General features: G+C 69.6%; 15 protein-coding genes and 3 pseudogenes. 12 read left to right on the top strand and 6 right to left on the bottom strand.

All coding sequences use genetic code 11. The features are described from left to right. The first annotated feature begins 176 nt into the window (after positions 1-176). The 4 genes from ACZ59A_RS31155 to ACZ59A_RS31170 all read left to right on the top strand — a co-directional run bounded on the left by ACZ59A_RS31155 (position 177) and on the right by ACZ59A_RS31170 (position 5217). Entirely contained in the window at positions 177-1559 is a 1383-nt protein-coding gene (locus ACZ59A_RS31155; protein ID WP_470965437.1) for an ATP-grasp domain-containing protein, read from the top strand. Then, positions 1559-3574, top strand: coding sequence for a PEP/pyruvate-binding domain-containing protein (locus tag ACZ59A_RS31160; RefSeq protein ID WP_470965440.1), 2016 nt, complete (start codon positions 1559-1561; stop codon positions 3572-3574). Before ACZ59A_RS31155 ends, ACZ59A_RS31160 begins: the two co-directional genes overlap by 1 nt. Continuing rightward, positions 3571-4872: an MFS transporter gene (locus ACZ59A_RS31165; RefSeq protein ID WP_470965443.1), complete on the top strand. Its 1302-nt coding sequence runs from the start codon at positions 3571-3573 to the stop codon at positions 4870-4872. Before ACZ59A_RS31160 ends, ACZ59A_RS31165 begins: the two co-directional genes overlap by 4 nt. Before the next feature lie 96 nt (positions 4873-4968). Further along, positions 4969-5217 (top strand): hypothetical protein, encoded by a 249-nt coding sequence (locus ACZ59A_RS31170; protein ID WP_470965446.1) that lies wholly within the window; start codon positions 4969-4971, stop codon positions 5215-5217. Positions 5218-5253: 36 nt separating this feature from the next. On the opposite strand, the gene ACZ59A_RS31175 is transcribed toward ACZ59A_RS31170, so the two are convergent. After that, positions 5254-5583 carry a WD40 repeat domain-containing protein gene (locus tag ACZ59A_RS31175; RefSeq protein ID WP_470965612.1) on the bottom strand — a complete coding sequence of 110 codons (330 nt, stop codon included), beginning with the start codon at positions 5581-5583 and terminating at the stop codon, positions 5254-5256. 27 nt (positions 5584-5610) lie between these two features. On the opposite strand from ACZ59A_RS31175, the pseudogene ACZ59A_RS31180 reads away from it, so the two are divergent. Both ACZ59A_RS31180 and ACZ59A_RS31185 read left to right on the top strand, forming a co-directional pair. Beyond that, positions 5611-5721, top strand: a pseudogene (locus ACZ59A_RS31180) (hypothetical protein); the annotation flags it as partial. A gap of 153 nt (positions 5722-5874) precedes the next feature. Continuing rightward, positions 5875-6798 (top strand): VOC family protein, encoded by a 924-nt coding sequence (locus ACZ59A_RS31185; protein WP_470965614.1) that lies wholly within the window; start codon positions 5875-5877, stop codon positions 6796-6798. Between the two features lie 101 nt (positions 6799-6899). On the opposite strand, the gene ACZ59A_RS31190 is transcribed toward ACZ59A_RS31185, so the two are convergent. Further along, positions 6900-7730 (bottom strand): tyrosine-type recombinase/integrase, encoded by an 831-nt coding sequence (locus tag ACZ59A_RS31190; protein WP_470965449.1) that lies wholly within the window; start codon positions 7728-7730, stop codon positions 6900-6902. A gap of 97 nt (positions 7731-7827) precedes the next feature. Here ACZ59A_RS31190 and ACZ59A_RS31195 point away from each other — a divergent pair, with 97 nt between their 5' ends. From ACZ59A_RS31195 to ACZ59A_RS31205, 3 genes and pseudogenes are all read left to right on the top strand, one after another. After that, positions 7828-7962 carry a hypothetical protein gene (locus ACZ59A_RS31195; RefSeq protein ID WP_470965452.1) on the top strand — a complete coding sequence of 45 codons (135 nt, stop codon included), beginning with the start codon at positions 7828-7830 and terminating at the stop codon, positions 7960-7962. Between the two features lie 10 nt (positions 7963-7972). Further along, a pseudogene (locus tag ACZ59A_RS31200) lies at positions 7973-9314 on the top strand (MFS transporter). 146 nt (positions 9315-9460) lie between these two features. Then, a pseudogene (locus ACZ59A_RS31205) lies at positions 9461-9808 on the top strand (transposase); the annotation flags it as partial. Between the two features lie 384 nt (positions 9809-10192). Here the strand turns inward: ACZ59A_RS31205 and ACZ59A_RS31210 are convergent. Genes ACZ59A_RS31210 through ACZ59A_RS31220 form a run of 3 tightly spaced genes read right to left on the bottom strand, consistent with a single transcriptional unit; the run spans position 10193 to position 12404 of the window. Then, positions 10193-11083, bottom strand: coding sequence for an MBL fold metallo-hydrolase (locus ACZ59A_RS31210; protein WP_470965455.1), 891 nt, complete (start codon positions 11081-11083; stop codon positions 10193-10195). Between the two features lie 47 nt (positions 11084-11130). Beyond that, positions 11131-11586 carry an SRPBCC family protein gene (locus tag ACZ59A_RS31215; protein WP_470965458.1) on the bottom strand — a complete coding sequence of 152 codons (456 nt, stop codon included), beginning with the start codon at positions 11584-11586 and terminating at the stop codon, positions 11131-11133. Positions 11587-11624: 38 nt separating this feature from the next. Continuing rightward, entirely contained in the window at positions 11625-12404 is a 780-nt protein-coding gene (locus ACZ59A_RS31220) for an oxidoreductase (RefSeq protein WP_470965461.1), read from the bottom strand. 79 nt (positions 12405-12483) lie between these two features. On the opposite strand from ACZ59A_RS31220, the gene ACZ59A_RS31225 reads away from it, so the two are divergent. The 3 genes from ACZ59A_RS31225 to ACZ59A_RS31235 all read left to right on the top strand — a co-directional run bounded on the left by ACZ59A_RS31225 (position 12484) and on the right by ACZ59A_RS31235 (position 14289). After that, entirely contained in the window at positions 12484-12924 is a 441-nt protein-coding gene (locus tag ACZ59A_RS31225) for a MarR family winged helix-turn-helix transcriptional regulator (RefSeq protein ID WP_470965464.1), read from the top strand. Between the two features lie 699 nt (positions 12925-13623). Continuing rightward, a complete protein-coding gene (locus ACZ59A_RS31230; protein WP_470965467.1) occupies positions 13624-13902 on the top strand; it encodes a hypothetical protein in 279 nt (92 codons plus the stop codon). 51 nt (positions 13903-13953) lie between these two features. Next, positions 13954-14289: a YnfA family protein gene (locus tag ACZ59A_RS31235; RefSeq protein WP_470965470.1), complete on the top strand. Its 336-nt coding sequence runs from the start codon at positions 13954-13956 to the stop codon at positions 14287-14289. A 22-nt stretch (positions 14290-14311) separates the two neighbouring features. Here the strand turns inward: ACZ59A_RS31235 and ACZ59A_RS31240 are convergent, their stop codons facing one another. Then, positions 14312-15664 (bottom strand): nicotinate phosphoribosyltransferase, encoded by a 1353-nt coding sequence (locus ACZ59A_RS31240; RefSeq protein ID WP_470965473.1) that lies wholly within the window; start codon positions 15662-15664, stop codon positions 14312-14314. Positions 15665-15717: the final 53 nt, after the last annotated feature.

The following is a 15717-nucleotide window of genomic DNA, read 5'->3' on the forward strand; positions in this document are numbered from 1 at the left end:
CGCTCACCGTGAATCCCTCGTGACACTCAGGCATTTGCCTGAGTGCCCACCCCCGATTCGGCGGGTAGCCGTCCTGTCCGACTGGTTCGCTTGACGGGCCCGGATCGTGGCGGATGTGCCAGCCCGCCGGTTTTCGCTGAGCCGTCGGGAAACCCTGGACCGAGGAGTCGTTATCTATGAGCAAGGTGCTGTTTGTCTACGCCAAGGGCGGGCCGCCGCTGGAATACGCGCTGTCCCGGGTCGCCGCGAAGGCCGAAGTGCATCTGCTCGTGCTCAGTCCCCTTCCGCCCTCCGCCCACGGGGTGGTCACCCGGCTGTGCGCCTCGGTGGTCGCTCCCGTGGACGCCGCGTCCCAGGACCTCGTCGCGCTCATCACGGCTGAGGCACAGGCCGTCGGCACCGACGCGGTGTTCACCCCGTCCGAGTACGCCGTGGTGGCGGTGGCCGACGCCTGCGAGCGGCTGGGGCTCGCCGGGGCCGGTGCGCACTGCGTGCTGGCCCGGGACAAGCGGATGATGCGCCGCACCTGGGACGCGCACGGGGTGTCCCAGCCACGGTTCCGCTCCGTGGCCACCGAGCGCGATCTGCACGAGGCCGCGGCCGAGATCCCGTACCCGATGCTGATGAAGGCGGCCTGGAGCGCCGGGTCCACCGCCCATCAGATCCTGCGCGGCCCGGAGGACATCGCGCCCGCCTGGGCCCGGGCCCGTGAGGTGATGGAGGAGTCCGCCCGCCAGGGCTACGCCGAGCTCCATGTGGCCGCGGCGGACGCCGATTTCCTCGTCGAGGAGATCGTGACGGGCACGGCCGCCGGCTGGTTCGAGGAGCCGGGCTGGGGCGACTACGTCAGCGTCGAGGGCGTCGTGGCCGAGGGCGTGTATCACCCGGTGTGCCTGAGCGGGCGGATGCCCACCGTCGAGCCGTTCACCGAGCGCGCCGGGATCACCCCCGCCCTGCTCCCCGAGGCCGCCCAGCGCAAGGTGGTGGAGCTGGCGACGGCCGCCGTGGACGCGCTCGGCCTGCGCACCTGCGGCACCCACACCGAAATCAAGCTGGGCGCCGACGGACGGATGTGGGTCATCGAGACCGCCGCCCGGTTCGGTGGCGCGATGACCGTCCCCCAGATCGAGGAGGTCTTCGGGGTGGACGTCATCGGCATGCTCATCGACCGGCTGCTCGGCCGCGAGGTCGACTGGCCCGATCCGGGGCCCGGTTCGGTGCTGGGCGCCGCGGACGCCAAGGGCGCGGCCGGCTCCCTGGTGGTGCTGGCCGTGGACGGCTCCGGCGCGCCGTGGCCGGACCGGCGGCTGTGGGACTTCGACGCCGTCCAGCGCACCGGACTGATCTCCACCGGGGCGCGGCTGACGAAGGTGGCCGAGCACTCGCTGCCGGACGGCACGCCGGTGCCGGTCTACGACCCGGCGGCGGGCGCGAACACCATGGCGGCGCTGTGTCTGCTGGTGGCCGACGATCCGGTCACGGTGATACGTGACTTCGAAAGGCTCAACGACGCCCTGCCCACCGCCCTGCCGCCCGTCCCGGCCACCGGGAGGCCGTGATGACCGGCATCAGCGCGTTTGCGGGCCCGGCCACCGCGCCCGGCACCGATGCCACCGTGGTCGGCGAGAACCTGTCGCTGCCGCTGTTCCGGTCGCTGTCCGGAGTGCTGGCCGGACACCCGTATCTGAAGGTGGTGGTCGACCGCACCGAGCACACCTGGCATCTGCTGGACACCGCCGTCCACCCCTTCCATGTCAACTATGTGGCCACCCGCATCCTCGGGATGGACCTGGGCGAACTCGACGCCGGACTCGACGCGTTCAATGCCTCGGTGTACACCGCCCCCGGCCGCCGCTTCCTGCTCGGTGTGCTGTCGCTGCACGCCGACGAGGACACTGAGGGCCGGGACCGGCCGTTCCTGGTGCTGGAGACCACCGAGGCCGACACCATGGACGGCCCCTTGCTCCAGGAGTTCTACGACTTCGTCCGGGAGCGGGTCGACGGGCGGCTGCCGTTGCTGCTGAAACCCGCCAACCACGGCCAGGAGGCGGCACTCGCCCCGGTGAGCGACGTGACGCTGCCGCGCATCCTCAGCCACGAGCTGTTCGTCAGCCGCCCCCGTACCCCGCTGAACACCGGAGAGGCCATCGGCAGGCTGCGCTGGTTCGCCTCGCTCGAGGAGTACCGCGCGCACGCCGCGGACCTCGGCTGGTCGGACATCGTGGCCATGGACTGTCTGCCCGACGATGTGCCACGGGTGGCCGGATTCATCAACGCCGCCCCCATCACCCCGCTGTCCCACACCAATGTGCTGGCCTCCGGCTGGGGCATCCCGAACGCCATCATGCGCGACATGGCCCGGCTGGTGGAGTCGGAGGAGCTGGACGGGGCGTGGGTGTGCTACCGGGTCCAGGACGACGAGGTGAGCCTGGTCCGGCTGCACGAGGTCCCGGAGCTGGACGAGCCCGCGTGGCACCAGCAGCGGATCCGGCTGGAGCCGCCACTGCTGGAGGACGTCCCCGTCCTGGAACTGCGCCGGCTGCGCCGCGAGGACCGCGACCGATACGGCACCAAGGCCGCCAACCTCGGTGAACTCCACCATGTGCTGGACAGCCGCACCGCCGATCTCACCGCCTTCTACGGCCGCGCCCGGCCGCCCCGGAAGGATCTGTACGGCCATCTCGCCTCCCGGCTGACCGCGCCCGCCGACCCTGAGGCGCTGCGCCGGGCGGCCTCGGAGTTCGTGGCGGCCACCGTCACCGCGCCCGACGGCGTGGCGCTGCCGTTCGCCCTCCAGCACCGCTTCCTGATCTCCTCGCCCGCTCTGCAACAGGGCATCGGCAAGCTGAAGATGGCGCTGGAGCTGGGAGCCACCGATGTGCTGGACCCGCTGTGCCTGAGCCTCCAGCAGCTGCTGCGCGGCACCCCGGTGCCGGAGGATGTGGCCGCCCGGATCACCGGCCCGTTCGCGGACCGGGTGTGCCGCAAGCGGCTGGTGGTGCGGTCCTCCTCCAATGCCGAGGACCTGCCCGGCTTTTCCGCCGCCGGGGTCTACGAGTCCATCACCACGGTGCACGGCACGGACGAACTCCTCGACGCGGTACGGCAGGTGTGGGCCTCGCTGGTGTCGCCGCGCAGTGTCCGGCTCCGTCACGAGGCGGGCATCTCCCTGGACGACACCTACATGGGCGTCATCGTGCAGGAGTACACCCCGGCCGGGCTCGGCGGGGTGCTGGTCACCTGCAACCCCACGCGGCGTGAGGACTTCCGCAACGTCTACATCAACTGCACGCCCGGTTCGCCCGAGAGCGTCGTCGACGGCACTGCGCTGCCGTTGCAGTACCTCTACAACACTGTGGAGGGTGGGGGCCGCACGGTGGACCTCGGTTCTTCGGTTGAGGACCTGCCGTCCTCGGCCCGGGCACGGCTGGCGGATCTCGCGCTCACCGGGCGGCTGCTCCAGTCGCACTTCGCGGACGATCCGGATGGTCCGGACGATCCGCTGGACATCGAGTGGCTGATGACCGAAGAGGGCGGTTTCAAGCTGGTCCAGCTCCGCCCGTACGCGCTGTGAAGGGCCGTGCGCCGTTCCTCCGCCGCTCCCCGGCGGAGGGACGGACCCCGCTCACCGCCGGGGCACGCCGGGTCATCGCCCTCAACAACGGTTTCCAGCTGCTGTTCAACCTGCTGTGGTGGATGCCGGTCTTCTACGCCTACCAGCGGCAGGCCGGGCTCTCGGACGCGCTGATCTTCGGTATCCAGTCCCTCTACTACATCGCGTTCTGCCTGTTCGAGATCCCGACCGGTCTGGTGGCCGACCGGATCGGCGCCCGCAACTGTCTGCGCGCGGGCGCCGTGGTGATGACCGCGGCGAACCTGGTCCCGGTCTTCTCTCCCGACTACACCGGCTTCCTGGTGCACTTCCTCGCCATCGCCGCGGGCCGTTCCCTCACCTCCGGGGCGGCCAGCGCCTATCTCTACGACGCGCTGCACGCACAGGGCGCGGACGACCACTATCTGCGCGCCGAGGGCAACGCGCGGGCGCTGGGGCTGGCCGCGAAGGTGATGTGCTGGCCGCTGGTGGGACCGCTGATGGCACTGTCCCGGCCCACCCCGTATCTCCTCAGCGCGGTGAGCGCGGCGGCGTCACTGGCCTGTGCCATGGCCCTGCCCCGGCTGGTGGGCGCGGAGTCGGGCGCACGCCGGTCGGGGGTGTGGCGGGAGGCCGGGCGGGCGCTGCGCCACCTGCGCGGCTCCCCGTGGCTGGCCCTGGTGATGGTGCAGGGCGTGGCGGTCTTCACGCTCTCCCGGATCTGCCAGGTGAACCTGTTCCAGCCGATCCTGATCGACCAGGGCATCCCGGAGCCCTCGCACGGCGGTGTGCTGGCGGCGGTGACGGTGGCCGAGGCCGTGGGCGCGGCCCGGCCGCAGTGGCTGGGCCGCAAGCTGAAACCGCTGACGATGGTGTCCGTCTTGAGCCTGGCGATGGCGCTGTCCCTGGCCGGGATCACCCTCGGCGGGCCGATGGCGGCGGTGGCGCTGCTCTGCCTGTTCTCGGCGGTCACCGGCTTCGCGTATCCGATCCAGCGCAAACTGGTCAACGACGCGGTGCCGCCGGGCGCTCCGCGCGCCACCCTGCTGTCGGTGGAGAGCATCATCGACCGCGCGGTGTGCGCCCTGGTGGCGGTGGCTGCGGGCGCGTATCTCTCGGCGGGCCGGATGGACGCGCTGCTGTGGCACAGCGCCGCCGTGACCGCTGCGGTGATGCTCGCGGTGCACCTGGCCGTGCTGATCGGACGCCCCCGCCGCCCCCGCCCGCCACGGGCCGCCCGCGAGGAGCCTCAGGAGGCCATCGGGCACGCACGAAGGTGATATCGGGCCGGTGAGGGCGTCAACGACGCCACCTCCCGCCCCAAGTCGATCGCCCGGGCCGTCAACGGCACCCCGCGTCTGCCCTGGCAGACCACCGTGAAGGGCACCGGCGCGCACGGCGAAACCGTCGGCAAGCAGATCGCCTCCTACGGCGCGCAGCACCAGGCCACGGGCAAGGGCCACTCCGAGTACACCGGCGACGTCGCCATCGACACCACCAAGCAGCGCAACGGCAAGTACGCGCTCCGGGACCCCACCGGCGTGTCCGCTGGGGGAGTCGTGATGCGGGTAGCGTGGGAATACGGGGCCTGCTGCTGGACTCCAGCGTGTCCGCAGAGATCCTGATGCGCTGTGTGACCGCGATCAGCAGGGCTGACCGGCTCAGGATCGGCAAGGGTGGCGGAGTGATTGGCCTTGCAGATAAGTGGAGCTTTCCTGCGGGGTCATGTCCCGGCTGATAGCGCGGCATATTGTATTGATCGCTCGGGCCGGGTTGGGGAGGGAGATGTTCCACAGTCGTACGGTGTGGTCGTTGCTGCCGCTGGCCAGTGTGCGGCCATCCGGACTGAACGCCACCGACTCGACAGCGTCACCGTGGCCGGTCAAGGCGGCGTGAACGGCTCCTGTATTCACATCCCACAGCCGCACCTTGCCATCATCACCGCCGACGGCCAAGGTGCGACCGTTTGGGCTGAATGCCACGGACCACATGCTGGCAGTTCCGATCACAGCGGCGGCATGTCGTGGTCCGAGGTCGACGGCGAGATCGTCCGGCGCGGCCGAACCAACGACCTGATATTCCCGATCGCCGGGCTGGTCGCGAACCTGTCCCGCATCATCACGCTCTACCCCGGCGGTCGCGTGTTCACCGGTACGCTGCCGGAGTCGGCCAGGGCCCATAACCCCGGCGGTTTTCCACCTCCGGGCAGCAACTGCGCAGCTGGATCGACGGAATCGGCGAGCTCAACCAGGTCTTTCGCGAGTCCCCGGAGGCATAACGCCATGAGCCTGCACAGATTGACCAGCGTCACCATCGGCGTTCCCGATCTCGACGCGACGGTCGCCTACTACGACGCATTCGGTCTCGAGCACCGCGGTGGGGGCGTGTTCGCCACCCGCGACGGCGGGGAGCAACTGTGTCTCGTGCGCACACCCATCCGTCGGCTGGTGGAGATCGGCATCGGGGTGGACGATGCGGACGACATCGCCCGCATCGCGGCGAACCTGGAACGACTCGGTGTTCCCCGCGACTTCGACGCCCACGTCCTCCGCGCGACCGAGCCGATAACGGAGGTGGTGGCCCGTGTCGAAGTCGCGCCCCGCATCGTGGCACAACCGGTGCCCGCCACCCCCTACAACAGCCCGGGACGTGTGGAGCGCACGGGCCGCGCGCCCGGCGTGCTCCGCGACGGGGCGGTCCGGCCCAAAAAGCTCGGGCACGCGGTCATCGGCACGACCAATCTCCATGCCACCATGGGGTTCTTCACCGATGGCATCGGTTTTAAGATCAGCGACTACATCGGCGACAAGGGCGCGTTCATGCGGTGCTCCGTCGACCACCACAATGTACTGGCGATGGCCGCGCCGGTTGCGTTCCTGCACCACACCAGCTGGCAGGTGGACGACATCGACGAGGTCGGGCGGGGCGCGACCGCGATGCTCGAGGACCACCCCGAACGCCATGTGTGGGGACTGGGCCGCCACCACGCCGGATCGAACTTCTTCTGGTACCTCAAAGACCCGGCTGGCAACTTCTCCGAGTACTACTCGGACATGGACTGCATCCCCGAGGACGAGGTCTGGGAACCCGAGGTCTGGGAAGGGGCGGAAGGCCTGTTCAGCTGGGGCCCACCGCCGCCACCCTCGTTCCTTCATCCGGAAGACCTCGCCGAACTCGTGACCGGCCGGCACGCACCCAGAAGCTGAGTCAGGACCTGACGGGACCGACCGAAGAACCAGTCGATGACGATGTCGCTGGGGGGCAAGGTGTCGCAGGTTCAAATCCTGTCGTCCCGACCAGCGTTTTCTCAGGTCGAAGGCCGTTTCCGCCGGAAGGCGGGGGCGGCCTTTCCGTGTTTCCGCGGGGCGTGGTCGCAGGGTGGTCGCGGCCTGGGCAGATGCATCTTCTGTTCGGCGGTGATGGAGATGGTGGCGGCGAGGTGGCGCAGGTCGTGAACGGTCGTGCGCGGGACCCCGGCTTTGCGGCAGAGCAGGTGGAAGTGGTTGAGGACGTATTCGGGGTGGAGGGGGCTGCCGTCCGGCTGGTGAAAGACGAGATCCCCGCGCGGTGAGGATCGGCGGGGATCCGGGTCCGCGGCGCGGCGGCGTCGTAGGGCTGTGGCGACCCGGGGTGAGATGGCGATCCAGTTCTTGCTGCTGCGGGTCTTGGGTGCGGTGAGGACGAGGTGGTTGTTGTCGACGGCCGAGAGCGTGCAGCGGATGAAGAGCATGCCTTCGGGGAGGTGGACGTCGGCCCAGTGGAGGCCGAGGGCTTCGCCTTTGCGCATGCCGGTGCCGATGAGGACTTCGACCAGGTCGGCCATGAGCGGGTCGGCGGTGTGGCAGTAGCGCAGGAAGCGGGCGGCTTCGTCGAGGGTCCAGATGCGCCGTTTGGCCGCGGGTGGTCGGGGGATGATGGTGGGGCGTGCGGGGTTGTGGCTGAGGCGGTGGTGTTTGACCGCGTCGCCCAGGGCGCTGGAGAGGGTGGCCAGGCAGCGGTGGATGGTGACTTTGCCGCGGCCGTGGGCGAGTTGAGTGTGGACGAAGCCGGCGATGTGGGAGTAACCGAGGTCATCGAGACGGACTTGGCCGAGTGCGGGGATGAGGTCGGCGGTGACGTAGGTGCGGTACCGGACCATGGTTGTGGGCTTCAGGGTCAGCGGCCACCCACGCGAACCTCCGGGTGCAGATAAAAGGTGCGGCCTGGGTTGCTGGCTGCTCGGTACGGTCGCGGCCATGGCGATCGTGAAGGCTCAGGGAGGGATGGTTCGACGTGCGGGCACGGGCGACGTGGCTGGGCTCGTGCAGCTTGCGCGACGAATGGCGTCCGTTGCTGATGAACCGGCGGTGACCAAGCGACTCAACGGGTGAGGAGCGATCCGTGTCCACCGTCCCCGCGGCCCGCAAGAGCGGACGAGCCTGGGCCGTGCTGCTTGTCCTGTGCGGCACGATCTTCCTCGAGGGCAGCGACGTCGCCATGCTGGCCGTTGCCGTCCCCACCATCCGCGCCGACCTTGGCCTGACCACCGGCACCGCGGCGTGGGTGATGAGTGGCTACGTGCTCGGCTACGCCGGTTTCACCCTGCTCGGCGGCCGCGCCGCCGATCTGCTGGGCAGGCGGCGGATGTTCCTCACCTGGCTGGGCGTCTTCCTGGTCTTCTCCATGCTGGGCGGCTTCGCGATCGACGGCTGGATGCTGGTCGTGGCCCGGTTCGTCACCGGCGTGGCGGCGGCCTTCATGACCCCCGCCGCCATGTCGATCATTACGACCTCGTATCCGGAGGGGCCGCAGCGCGACAAGGCCCTGCTGGTCTTCGCCGGCGTCGGCGCCGGCGGCTTCTCGCTGGGCCTCGTCATCGGCGGGCTGCTGACCGAACTCGGCTGGCGCTGGGTGTTCTTCGCCCCGGTGTTCTTGGCCGGCGCCATCCTGCTCGCGGCGCTCAGGCTGCTGCCGGCCGAGGCCCGCCCCGAGCCCGCACAGCGCAGCTACGACCTGGTCGGCGCGGCCAGTGCCGCCGCCGCGATGCTGCTGTTCGCCTACGGCATCGTCCGGCTCGAGCACCGCGGCGAAGGGCTCGAGCTGACCCTCGGCGCGCTCGCCGCCGGGCTGGCGCTGGTGGCGGTGTTCATCGTGATCGAACGGCGCGCCAAAGCGCCGCTCGTCCGGATGGGGATCTTCCGCAAGGCCGCGATGGTGCGGGCCGACCTCGGCGCGCTGCTCTTTCTGGGCGCGTTCTTCGGCTTCCAGTACGGCAACAGCCGGGTGACCTTCGGCGGCTTCCTGCTGGCGATCGTGGCCTACGGGCTCTTCCTGCCGGTCGAGATGGACTGGTCCTACGCGGCGATGTTCCCGAGCCTGATCATTTCGGGCACCGCTTTCGCCCTCGCCTACGGTCCGCTCACCATCGCGGCGACCGACAGCGTAGCCAAGGAGGAGCAGGGCCTGGCCGGCGGGCTGCTGTACACGTTCACCCAGTTTCGGCTCGGCGGTCGGAATCTCCGCAGTGACCGCGGTGTACGGGATCGCGGCGGCCGACGCCGACGGCTCACCAGGCGCGGTGCTGGACGCCTACCGCACCGCGCTCGTCGTCCCGGTGGTCATGGTGCTGCTGGGGGCGGCGGTCTCCGCCTTCGGCCTGCGCGGCACCAGGCCCATCAACGACCAACGGAAGGGCGCGGCGCCCACGATCCGCGACGAAATCAGCGACAGTGTTCCGGGGTGAGGCCGACGGCGCCCGCCTGGTCTGACCTCGAACGATGCCCCGAACGCGCTCGCTCGTACGTGGATTCCGGGGGCGTGAACACGGCCTCCGGCTGATCCTGTGCTCCGACCAAAGAGGCACTTGACCAGTACAAAGGCCGTGGGGGAATGAGTCTGCTGCATCACGACGTCCGATGGGAAGCGTTCGCGGTGGCGTCACACTTCCGGGACGACTTCTTCGACTGCCTGCCCGTGCGTGGGGACACACTGTTCGAGCTGACCGATGCGCTGTTGTGCGCGGACGGGCCGGTGACCACACCGGCGGACCTCACGCTGACGGCCGAGCACCGGCGCGGGCACGGCGCGATGTACGACGCGCTGAACAGCGGGAATGTCGATGTGCCGCAGCTGCGGCAGGTGCTGGCCGGGCTACCGCAGCCCGAGGCCGCCGACGGACGTCTGGTCCTGGTGGTGGACGTCACCCACTGGCTCCGACCGGACGCTCCGACGAGTGCGGTCTCGTAGCGGGTGGCGATTCCGCTTGAGCCCGGCGCCCTGGTCGCCGCCGTCGTCCTCGCCACGGCGGCGAGGAGGGCATGGCAGGCCTTCAGCTCCGAGTGAAGGCGTCCTTGCCGGACTTCTTGTCGGCGAGATCCGTCGGCACCCGGCCGCGGTGAGGACCCCGATCTGGCGGTCGAGCTTCTGCCCGCCGGTGGACACCCGGGTGTAGCCAATGAGGATCTTGGTGCGGTGGGTGGGTCCGGCGACCAGGAGGTCGAACGGCTCTGGCTCGTCGTGTGTACCCCTGGCCCTGATGGATTCGGGATGTGGTGGACGGATGCCAAGCCCCTGGTCGCCTCATCGGGGGCCCGGCATCGGCTGCTTTCGGCCGCCTGGGGGCTATTCCTGATGGCCCAGCCTCACGATCATGTTCGGGTGGCGCTCGCTGAGCGCCTTCAAGGCGAGCAAGCTTTTGATGCTGGGTTCGCGCTCCTGCATGTAGGTGCCGGGCTCGACGCCGTTGTCCCAACCCCAGCGCGTGTGGCTGACGTCACCGGTCATGAGCACCGGACCCGCCGTGGTACGGGCGAGGTAGGAGACGTGTCCGGTGGTGTGGCCCGGGGTCAGGATCGCGAAGAACGAGCCGTCGCCGAACACGTCGTTGACACCTTCGAGCCTTCCGTCCGGGTCCTTGGCGAACTGGAGTTCCTCGAGCGGTGGCCGTCCGGCCAGGAGGTGGTTGTTCGTTCCCTGGGCGAACAGGTTCAGGAAGAGCGACGCCTCCGCTTCATTGGCGCCTGTGTAGATGGGGACGTCCTTGGGAACGTCCGGGAGTCCGGAGACGTGGTCGAGGTGGAGATGGGTCATGAAGACCCCGTTCAGGGGAACTCCCTCCGCTTCGATGATCTCCGCGGTGCTCTGCTGTGGGTGCATCTTCTCGATGCCCCCGTATTTCCTCAGCATCATTCCGACCCCGACCCCCACGGGGTCCTCCACCAGCCGCCGCGAGACACCCGTGTCCACCAGGAAGAAACCCTGCGTGGGGTGCCGCACGACGTGGGCGTAGATCTTGATCGGCTCCTTGTGGTCGGTGATCCCGGCCGCGACGGCCTTCGGGTGCTTGATGTTGAGCAGCCCCGTGATCGGGGCTTCCCAGTCCGCGCCGATCGTCTTGACCTCGACCGGCCCCGGCTCGTCGATCACGGACTCCATGGCCGCCGCGCTGATCGGCGCGCCGATCCGGGCCGACCTCGCGCTGTGGGTCGTGGCCTTGAAGGTGAGCATCTTCATGGTTGAACTCCTGTTCCTTGATGACTGACAAGTGATACGTGCTGCTGCTAGCCGACGCGCTGCTCGCGGGCGTGGGCGTCGAAGCTGGCGAGTTCCTTGGCGTAGACGCGGTGCAGCCTGCGCGGCGCGATGATCCGCTCGACGAAGCCGGCGACGCCGGTCTCGCCGTCAAAGCTGGAGGTGATGTTCACCAGCGCCCGCTCGCCTTGCGGGGTCACGGTGAACATCGTCACGAGGCCGGAGCCGCCTGTATCGGTATGGACCAGAGTTCTGCCCGGCTCCGGCTCGGTGACCTGCATCCGCAGCTCCCGGACGCCCCCAGCAAAGTCGATCTTGTATTGGACGACGCTGCCCGCGCCCGGGCCGCCGTCCACGACCTGGCAGTCGTAGAAGGGGGCGGGCAGGAAGCGAGCGTGCAGGTGCATGTCCGCCAGGTAGCGGTAGACCTCATCCGCGGGAGCGTCGATCGTGCGCTCGGCGGACCCGACGACGACGTGAGCCATGGTTCTGTCCTCCTTGTTCGTGGTTTGAGGTGCTGGATTCAGACCGTCTTGATGGTGCCGCCGTCGATGACGTAGTCGGCGCCGGTGATGTTGCCGGCCACGTCGGACAGCAGGAACGCGGCCAGGGCAGCGACCTCCTCGGCTTCGCTCATGCGGCCAGTCGTGATCTTCTGGGCCTTCGCGACCTGCTGGACGAAGTCGGAGAGACTGACACCTGCTGCCGCGGCCAGCTGGGCGACCGGGCCGTTGGAGTCCTCGTAGACGGTGGTGCGGACCAGGCCAGGGGAGACGGTGTTCACGCGCACGCCCTGGGGGCCGAACTCCTCGGCCAGGGACTTGCCGAGCGCGGTGACCGCCGCCTTGACGGCGCTGTAGCTGGCCGGGACGCCCAGGGGCATCCGGGCGACAGTGGAGGAGATGTTGACGATCGCCCCGCGACGCTCGATCAGGCTGGGCAGGGCCGCGCGCGTGGCGCGGACGGTGGCGAGCACGTTGATGTCGAACATGCGGGTCCACTGGGTGTCGCCGGCGTCGAGGAAGCCCATGACGGCCTCGTCCCCGCCGCCCACGTTGTTCACCAGCAGGTCGATGCCGCCCAGCTCGGCCAGCGCCGTGTCGATCAGGGCGGAAACGCCTTCCGCGGTGCTCAGGTCCGCCGACACGGCGTGGGCGCCGGTTTCCTTCAGCTCGGGAGTGATGGTGCGCGCGGCGCCCACGACGCGGACCCCTTCGCCGATCAAGGTCCGGACGGTGGCCAGTCCGATGCCCCGGCTGGCGCCGGTGACGACGGCGGTCTTACCCGTGAGGTTGAGGTTCATGAGGCTCCTCCAATGCATATGACTTTAATGTTTCAAGTCATATCTACCATGACTTGAAGTAGTTTGCTAGTCTGGAGCCATGGCGATGACGGAGACGCAGGCGGAAGCGCAGTGGGAGCTGGGCAAGCTGGTGCACGACCTGGACATGCAGAGCAATGCGCGCATGCGTGAATGGGTGGCCGGGCTCGGTCTGACCGTCGCGCAGGCCTCGGCCCTGCGCGAGATGACAGGTCCGATGACCATGCGCGAGCTTGCCGGGCGGATGAGCTGCGAACCGTCCAATGCCACCGTCGTGATCGACAAGCTGGAGACCCTGCGGCTGATAGAGCGCCGCCCCCACCCCACCGACCGCCGGGCCAAGCAGCTTGTCCTGACCCCGGAGGGCACCGAGCTGCGGGAACGGCTGCTGAAGGTCCTGACCGAGGAACCCCTGTTCGCCGGCCTGACGCAGGACGAGCAGGACGCGCTGCAGGCTCTGCTCAAGCGGGCCCTCTCCCGCACTGAAGTCCTCCAGGCCTGACGACGTCGGACAGCGGAACGCACGCAGACAGGTGTGCGAGGGCTTACTCGGATACCCGTGAGTGCGGGAGGGTGCCAGATGGCCTGGACCTGGGATGGAGCAGCCCTGCCGCCGAGCGCCGATGGCAGGGCGTGACCGCGTGCGGCGGGCGGGCGCTACGTCTCGCCGTCCTCCCTGTCCGCCGACGGCTCGGGCAGCGGGCGGTACCCCTGAAGGGTGTCTTTATTGCCGTACGGTGGTTGACCTGGGGCTTTGCGATCGCCCGAGCATGGGCATGATCAGTGATCGTGGGTCTGCGACTGCTCTACCTGATCTTCTGCCGACTACTGGGCTGCCTCCTCTTGTTGGGCCGGTCGGCCGCCGCGAAGAATGGGCTGACCGTGCCGTGCTCTCCGCTCTCGCCCAGTACCTGCCACCTGCCTTACGTCGCCATCGCCTGGTCACTCCGGGCACCCTGCTGACCTGGCACCGCCGTCTGGTGCGCTGGAAATGGCGACAGGCACCAGCCAGGCCCGGCCGGCCGCCGTTGCCGGAAGAGACAGTCGCGCTCATCCAGCGCCTGGCGAGAGAGAACCCGACCTGGGGATAGGTCAGGATCCAGGGCGAACTGCGACGGCTTGGCCATCGGGTCGCCGCCGCCACCATCCGGCGCGTTCTGTGCCGCTCCGGCCTGCCGCCCGCACCGCAGCGCGCCTGCCCGTGGCTTGTTCCCTGACCGGCGACCGGATGGCCGAGCGCGCCGCCGCCTGGCACGCGGCCGTCGACGGCGCCGAGCGCACACCGGTTCCCGATGGGCTGCGGCTGACCCTGCCCGCCGACCGGACGGCCACCGTCGCCGAACTCGCTGCGGCCGAGCAGCAGTGCTGCCCCTTCTTCGACTTCCGCCTCCACCTCGACGGCCGGGTCCTCCGCCTGGAGGTCCGAGCCCCGGCCGACGCGGCCGGCCTGCTCGCCGAGCTGTTCGGCCCGGCCCTCTGACCGGGCCCGCCTACTCTTCCCCCTGCTCACCCCGTCAGAAAGACCCTCGTCATGCTCGTCGCCCGCTCCATCGCCCTTTTCGCCGTCGCCGCCCTGTTCGAGATCGGAGGCGCCTGGCTCGTATGGCAGAGCATCCGCGAGCACAAGGGGTGGGTCTGGATCGGCGCCGGCGTCATCGCGCTCGGGCTGTACGGGGTGGTGGCGACCTTCCAGAGCGACGACGACTTCGGCCGCATCCTCGCCGCGTACGGTGGCATCTTCGTCGCCGGGTCGATCGCCTGGGGCATGGTCGCCGACGGCTACCGCCCCGATCGCTTCGACGTCATCGGTGCCTTGATCTGCCTCGCCGGAATGGCCGTGACCATGTACGCACCTCGCGGACACTGATCGACAAGACCGCGTGCGCGTGTCATCGCACCGAACCGGTGTGCACCCCCGTGACGGTGAGGGCGTGAAGGCGGTCGCGTACTCGATCGGTGAGCGCGGTCAGCGCTGCGGAGGAGACGGCTTTCGGCGCGATTGGATGCTCGATGAGCCGGGCGGCGTGCGGCAGGTCGGCCAGATCGGCGGTCAGGCGCTCACGGCTTTCCGCGAGCGTGGGGCGTGGGGCGGTGCGCTGTCCGTGGCGCATCACCGTTTCCAGCACGGGATGGCTGTCGGGTGGGGGCGGTTCGTCGCTGAGGGCGATCAGATCGGGGTGTCCCGGGCGGCGGAAGATCTGTTTCGGTCCCGGAGCGGTCACCTTGGCCGCGGAGAGCTTCATCACCGGCCGACCGTCGTACTGGACCATCTTGTACGCGGAGTCCAGGTAAGGGGCGTCGGCGGAGACGCCGACCCGCGTGCCCACCGCGTAGACGTCGATGGGGGCCTGCGAGCGGACCAGCCGGTCCACCGCGTATTCGTCGAGGCTGCCACTTGCGACGATGCGCACCTCCGGCAGCCCGGCCCTGTCCAGGATCGTGCGGGCCTCGCTCGCCAGCGCGCCGAGGTCGCCGCTGTCGAGCCGTACGGCCGAGCCGGGGGCGCACCCCAGGTCGTGCAGCACTCGCGCCGCCGTGCGGACGCCCTGCCGGGTGTCGTAGGTATCCACCAGTAGTGTCACCGGTCCGGGGTGGGTGCGGGCGAAGGCACGGAACGCCTCCTCTTCCGAGGCGAACGCCTCCACGAACGAGTGGGCCATCGTGCCGATGGCCGGTAGACCGCAGGCGGCTGCCGCGGCCACGTTGCTGGTGCCCGCGAATCCCGTCATCGCGCCCAGCCTCGCGCAGTGGAATCCGGCCTCCGTCCCGTGCGTCCGCCGCAGGGAGAAGTCCACGACAGGGTGGCCCGCCGCCGCGAGTACGCAGCGCGCGGCCTTCGAGGCGATCGCGGTCTGGTGGCTGAGCTGGTTGAGCACGTACGTCTCCACCAGCTGGGCCTGGGGGAGTGGCGCCGTGATTTCCAGCAGCGGTTCTCCGGCGAGCACGACCCGGCCCTCGGGCGCCGCCCGTACCTCTCCGGTGAACTCCAGGCCGGTCAGGGCTGCCAGGTCGCGGGGCGGACGGCGCAGTACCTCCGCGAAGGTGCGCGTGTCCTCGGGGCGGATACGGAAGGCGGAGAGGAAGTCCAGTGCCGACTCCAGGCCCGCGCTGACGAGGAAACCGCGGCCGGGTGGCAGGTTCCGTACGAAGAGACTGAACGTGGCGGGGGCCGTCATTCCCTCGTCCAGGTACGCCATGGCCATCGTGACCTCGTACAGGTCGGTAGTGGTCGCGTCGGACATCTCCCTCACCGCCCTCGTATCCCGGCCGCCCGATGTCCAGGATCGGTCCGGCG

It is taken from the genome of Streptomyces sp. NPDC040405 (genome assembly GCF_055595765.1).

Coding starts and splice junctions, on each gene's coding strand:
- ACZ59A_RS31215 (WP_470965458.1), bottom strand. CDS start 11,586: ATGGCTCACGTCGTCGTCGGGTCCGCCGAGCGCACGATCGACGCTCCC.
- ACZ59A_RS31240 (WP_470965473.1), bottom strand. CDS start 15,664: ATGTCCGACGCGACCACTACCGACCTGTACGAGGTCACGATGGCCATG.
- ACZ59A_RS31220 (WP_470965461.1), bottom strand. CDS start 12,404: ATGAACCTCAACCTCACGGGTAAGACCGCCGTCGTCACCGGCGCCAGC.
- ACZ59A_RS31190 (WP_470965449.1), bottom strand. CDS start 7,730: ATGGTCCGGTACCGCACCTACGTCACCGCCGACCTCATCCCCGCACTC.
- ACZ59A_RS31210 (WP_470965455.1), bottom strand. CDS start 11,083: ATGAAGATGCTCACCTTCAAGGCCACGACCCACAGCGCGAGGTCGGCC.
- ACZ59A_RS31155 (WP_470965437.1), top strand. CDS start 177: ATGAGCAAGGTGCTGTTTGTCTACGCCAAGGGCGGGCCGCCGCTGGAA.
- ACZ59A_RS31195 (WP_470965452.1), top strand. CDS start 7,828: ATGGCGATCGTGAAGGCTCAGGGAGGGATGGTTCGACGTGCGGGCACG.
- ACZ59A_RS31235 (WP_470965470.1), top strand. CDS start 13,954: ATGCTCGTCGCCCGCTCCATCGCCCTTTTCGCCGTCGCCGCCCTGTTC.
- ACZ59A_RS31160 (WP_470965440.1), top strand. CDS start 1,559: ATGACCGGCATCAGCGCGTTTGCGGGCCCGGCCACCGCGCCCGGCACC.
- ACZ59A_RS31225 (WP_470965464.1), top strand. CDS start 12,484: ATGGCGATGACGGAGACGCAGGCGGAAGCGCAGTGGGAGCTGGGCAAG.
- ACZ59A_RS31185 (WP_470965614.1), top strand. CDS start 5,875: ATGAGCCTGCACAGATTGACCAGCGTCACCATCGGCGTTCCCGATCTC.
- ACZ59A_RS31175 (WP_470965612.1), bottom strand. CDS start 5,583: ATGTGGTCCGTGGCATTCAGCCCAAACGGTCGCACCTTGGCCGTCGGC.